Below are 4,265 nucleotides of genomic sequence, written 5' to 3' on the forward strand. Positions count from 1 at the left end.
GTTGGAAATCGCCAGATTGATATTCGCCCCGTCGACGCGCTCTCGCACGATGTTGGCGGCGGCTACTTCCGGATCGATCTCGTCGATATTGGCGCTCGCCGCGATGAAGCCGTTCTGCATCATCAGCAGCGTATAGATCGCCTCGTGGACGCCCGCCGCGCCCTGCGCATGGCCCGTCAACGATTTCGTCGCGCTGATCGGCGGCGTCTTGTCGCCGAAGACTTCGAGGATCGCCTTGATCTCGGGAATGTCGCCGACTGGCGTCGAGGTCGCATGGGGATTGATGTAATCGACGGGCGCCTTCAGATCCTTGATCGCCATCTTCATGCACCGCACCGCGCCTTCGCCGGACGGCGCCACCATGTCGGCGCCGTCGGCCGTCGCGCCATAACCGACGAGTTCAGCGTAAATCTTCGCGCCGCGCGCCTTCGCGTGTTCCAGTTCCTCGAGCACCAGCATGCCGCCGCCGCCCGAGATGACGAAGCCGTCGCGGTTCTTGTCATAGGCGCGCGAGGCCTTGTCGGGCGTGTCGTTGTACTTGGAGGACATGGCGCCCATTGCGTCGAAGAGCACCGACAGCGTCCAGTCGAGTTCCTCGCCGCCGCCGGCGAACATCACGTCCTGCTTGCCCCACTGGATCATCTCGGCGGCATTGCCGATGCAGTTCGCGGAGGTCGAGCAGGCCGAGCTGATCGAATAATTGACGCCCTTGGTCTTGTACCAGGTCGAGAGATTGGCCGAGCAGGTCGACGACATCGCCTTCGGCACCGCGAAGGGGCCGACTTTCTTCGGCCCCTTTGCCGGATCGCGCGTGATGTCGGCGGCCGCGACGATCGCTTTGGTCGAGGGACCGCCCGAGCCGACGATGAGGCCCGTGCGCTCGTTGCTGACGTCGCTTTGCTCAAGGCCCGCGTCGCGGATCGCCTGTTCCATCGCGATCGAGGCATAGGCCGCGCCGTCGCCCATGAAACGGCGCGCGCGGCGGTCGACGACTGCGTCGACATCGATCTTCAGGCTGCCGTGAACCTGGCTGCGGAAACCCATTTCCGCATAGGTCTCGGATTTGACGATGCCCGATCGGCCTTCGCGCAGGCTCGCGAGAACCTCCTGCGTGTTGTTTCCGATCGAGGAAACGATCCCCATGCCGGTCACGACCACTCGCCTCATGGCAGCCTCATTGTTCGCTTGAATCAAAAACGCCGCAGCCCGATCAGGCCGGCTTTTCTTCCGTCTGCAGGCCGACTCTCATGTCGGTGATTGTATAGGCGATCTCTCCATCCGCCAGGATGGTGCAATCGGCGACGCCGAGAACGAGGCGGCGATTGATGACGCGCTTCAGGTGAATGTTGTACTCGATCTTCTTCACGGCCGGCGTGACCATGGCGGAAAATTTCACTTCGCCCACGCCGAGCGCGCGGCCCTTGCCCTTGCCCCCGATCCAGCCGAGGAAGAAGCCGAGGAGCTGCCACGCGCCATCGAGACCGAGACATCCCGGCATGATCGGGTCGCCTTCGAAATGGCAGGGGAAAAACCAGAGGTCCGGCGTGATGTCGAACTCGGCCTTGATCAGCCCCTTGTCGTGATCGCCGCCCTTGTCGGCGATATGCGTGATCCGCGAGATCATCAGCATCGGCGGCAGGGGGAGCTGGGCATTGCCGGGGCCGAACATGCGGCCATGGCTGCATTCGAGAAGCTCTTCGAAACTGTAGCTCGACTTTTGGTCCGCCATTCCTCGTCCGCTCGCCTGTGCCCGTCTCGCCGCGTCCTGTGTGAGCGGTGGGGGCTGTCTTTACGCTAAAGGGGCAAGCCTTGCCCGCCCCCGTTTCCTCGACGCGCTTCCTAACATATAGGGAAGCGCACGGAAACCCATGGGGCCGCCATCGAAAAGCGAGCCTTGACAAAAGCATGACGGTAATTACATCTTGGACATTGTAATGATTAAAAACTAGCGCCGGCCTCGTTAGGCGGGCGAAAGGATGAGCCCCGTGACCCAGGATCGGCCCTATAGCCAGACGCTCACCCGCTTGCGGGAAGCCGGCCTGCGCCCGACCCGCCAGCGCCTTGCGCTGGGCCGCCTTCTCTTCGATGGCGGCGACCGTCACGTCACGGCTGAAGCCCTTCACGAGCAAGCCCAGGCGGCCGGCGTCAGCGTATCGCTGGCCACCGTCTACAACACGCTGCACCAGTTCACCGAGGCGCAGCTGCTGCGCGAGGTCGTGGTCGACAGCGCGCGCACCTATTTCGATACGAATGTCAGCGACCATCATCATTTCTTCCTCGAGAATTCGGGCTCGCTGATGGATATCGACGGCGACAAGATCGCTGTCACCGGCCTGCCCCAGGCGCCGGAAGGCACGGACGTCGCCCGCGTCGACGTGATCGTCCGCCTCCACGGCGCGCCTCGCCAGGCGAGCTGAGAACCCTTCTTAACATTAGAATTATTCTAAGTTGTTGACCAGCTCCGGTCTGCAGCACTATGATTCATGTTAACCGCCCTTCTGGGACGGGGGCCGGAGGGACGCGGCTTCGCATCCGGCCAAAACTCCAACAGGCAGGCCCTGGAGATCGGCGCTCAAGCGATCTCGCACGGCAAGGAAAGGTGAGGAACTCATGTCGCTCGCAAAATCCAAAACCCTCGACAATCTGAAGGCAGCTTTCGCCGGCGAGAGCCAGGCGAACCGCCGCTATCTCTATTTCGCGCAGAAGGCCGACGTCGAAGGCTTCAACGATGTCGCCGCCGTCTTCCGCTCGACCGCGGAAGGTGAAACGGGCCATGCGCATGGCCATCTCGAATTCATGGAATCGGTCGGCGACCCGGCGACGGGCGAGCCCATCGGACCCACGGATCTGAACCTGAAGGCGGCGATCGCCGGCGAAACGCACGAATACACCGACATGTATCCGGGCATGGCGCGTACCGCGCGCGAAGAAGGTTTCGACGAAATCGCCGACTGGTTCGAGACGCTGGCCAAGGCTGAAAAGAGCCATGCCGGCCGTTTCCAGAAGGCGCTCGACAGCCTCGTCTGAAGACAGGACCGATATCGGAAGGGAGGCGGGCAAATGTCCGCCTCCCTTTCGCGACCTTATGAAATGCGGGAGGGGATGAGATGAAGGAAGGCAGCACCGAAGCGCCCACGCGCCATCCGATAGAATGGCAAAACCCCGACTTCTACGATCTCGACAAGCTCGATGCGGAACTCCGCCGCGTCTTCGACATCTGCCACGGCTGCCGCCGCTGCTTCAATCTCTGCGACAGTTTTCCGCGCCTCTTCGATCTGGTCGACGCTTCGCCGACCGGGGAACTCGACGAGGTGAAGTCCGGGGACTTCGCGCCGGTCATCGAAGCCTGCACGCTGTGCGACATGTGCTTCATGACGAAGTGCCCCTATGTGCCGCCGCATGAATTCAATCTCGATTTTCCGCATCTGATGCTGCGTTATCGCGCCGCCACGGCGCATCAGGACGGCAGCTATCCCTTCGTGCAGGGCCAGCTTGCCCAGACCGATCGCAACGGCACGCTGGCCGCGCCCGTCGCGCCGCTCGCCAATTGGGGTTCGGCGCGCGGCAACAAGCTGACGCGGCCCGTGCTCGAAAAGCTTGCCGGCATCGACGCCCGCGCCGAGTTGCCGAAATTCTATGGGCGAACCTTCACGATGCGCGCCAGGGCGCAGGACAAATCCGGCGCCGCCGCGCCGAAAGACGCGCCCGCAAAAGGCCGCAAGGCCGCGCTCTTCGCGACTTGTTTCGTCAATTACAACAATCCGGGTGCCGGCGAGGCCGCGCGCCTCGTCCTCGCGCATAATGGCGTCGAGACGACCGTCGCCTATCCCGGTTGCTGCGGCATGCCGTTTCTCGAGCAGGGCAATCTCGCCAAGGTCGCCGAGCAGGCGGAAAAAGTTTCGCGCGAGATGTGCGAGCTGATCGACAAGGGCTACGACATCGTCACGCTGACGGCCTCCTGTGGCCTGATGTTCAAGTTCGAATGGCCGCTGATCCTTCCCGACAATCCGCATGTCGAGAAGCTCTCCCGCGCGACCTATGACATCGACGAATATGTCGTCGACATCGCGAAGAAAGAGGGTCTTGCGCCCGGCCTGAAGCCGGTCGAGGGCGGGGTCACCGCGCATCTCGCCTGTCATGCGCGCGCCCAGAACATGGGTCCGAAATCCGCCGAGATGATGAAACTCATCCCCGGTATAAAGGTCGACGTGGTCGAGCGTTGTTCCGGCCACGGAGGAACATTCGGCGTAATGAAGGAAACCTTC

Annotated in this window: 5 protein-coding genes; 3 read left to right on the forward strand and 2 right to left on the reverse strand. The window is 62.6% G+C overall.

Translation table 11 applies throughout. From position 1 onward, the window contains the following. Both fabB and fabA read right to left on the reverse strand, forming a co-directional pair. The coding region (gene fabB / locus VMR03_RS00270; RefSeq protein ID WP_325401110.1) for a beta-ketoacyl-ACP synthase I at nt 1-1,167 on the reverse strand (1,167 nt) is incomplete at its 3' end. A 43-nt stretch (nt 1,168-1,210) separates the two neighbouring features. Continuing rightward, on the reverse strand, nt 1,211-1,729 hold the full coding sequence (gene fabA / locus VMR03_RS00275) for a 3-hydroxyacyl-[acyl-carrier-protein] dehydratase FabA (protein WP_325401112.1): 519 nt from the start codon (nt 1,727-1,729) through the stop codon (nt 1,211-1,213). Between the two features lie 247 nt (nt 1,730-1,976). Here fabA and irrA point away from each other — a divergent pair, with 247 nt between their 5' ends. The 3 genes from irrA to VMR03_RS00290 form a co-directional block, all read left to right on the forward strand. Next, nucleotides 1,977-2,417, forward strand: coding sequence for an iron response transcriptional regulator IrrA (gene irrA / locus VMR03_RS00280; protein ID WP_414693134.1), 441 nt, complete (start codon nt 1,977-1,979; stop codon nt 2,415-2,417). A 193-nt stretch (nt 2,418-2,610) separates the two neighbouring features. Continuing rightward, entirely contained in the window at nt 2,611-3,027 is a 417-nt protein-coding gene (locus tag VMR03_RS00285) for a rubrerythrin family protein (protein ID WP_325401116.1), read from the forward strand. A gap of 80 nt (nt 3,028-3,107) precedes the next feature. Beyond that, the coding region (locus VMR03_RS00290) for a heterodisulfide reductase-related iron-sulfur binding cluster (protein ID WP_325401118.1) at nt 3,108-4,265 on the forward strand (1,158 nt) is incomplete at its 3' end.

This window comes from Parvibaculum sp., assembly GCF_035511255.1.
Lineage (GTDB): Bacteria > Pseudomonadota > Alphaproteobacteria > Parvibaculales > Parvibaculaceae > Parvibaculum.

Coding starts and splice junctions, on each gene's coding strand:
- fabA (WP_325401112.1), bottom strand. CDS start 1,729: ATGGCGGACCAAAAGTCGAGCTACAGTTTCGAAGAGCTTCTCGAATGC.
- irrA (WP_414693134.1), top strand. CDS start 1,977: ATGAGCCCCGTGACCCAGGATCGGCCCTATAGCCAGACGCTCACCCGC.
- VMR03_RS00285 (WP_325401116.1), top strand. CDS start 2,611: ATGTCGCTCGCAAAATCCAAAACCCTCGACAATCTGAAGGCAGCTTTC.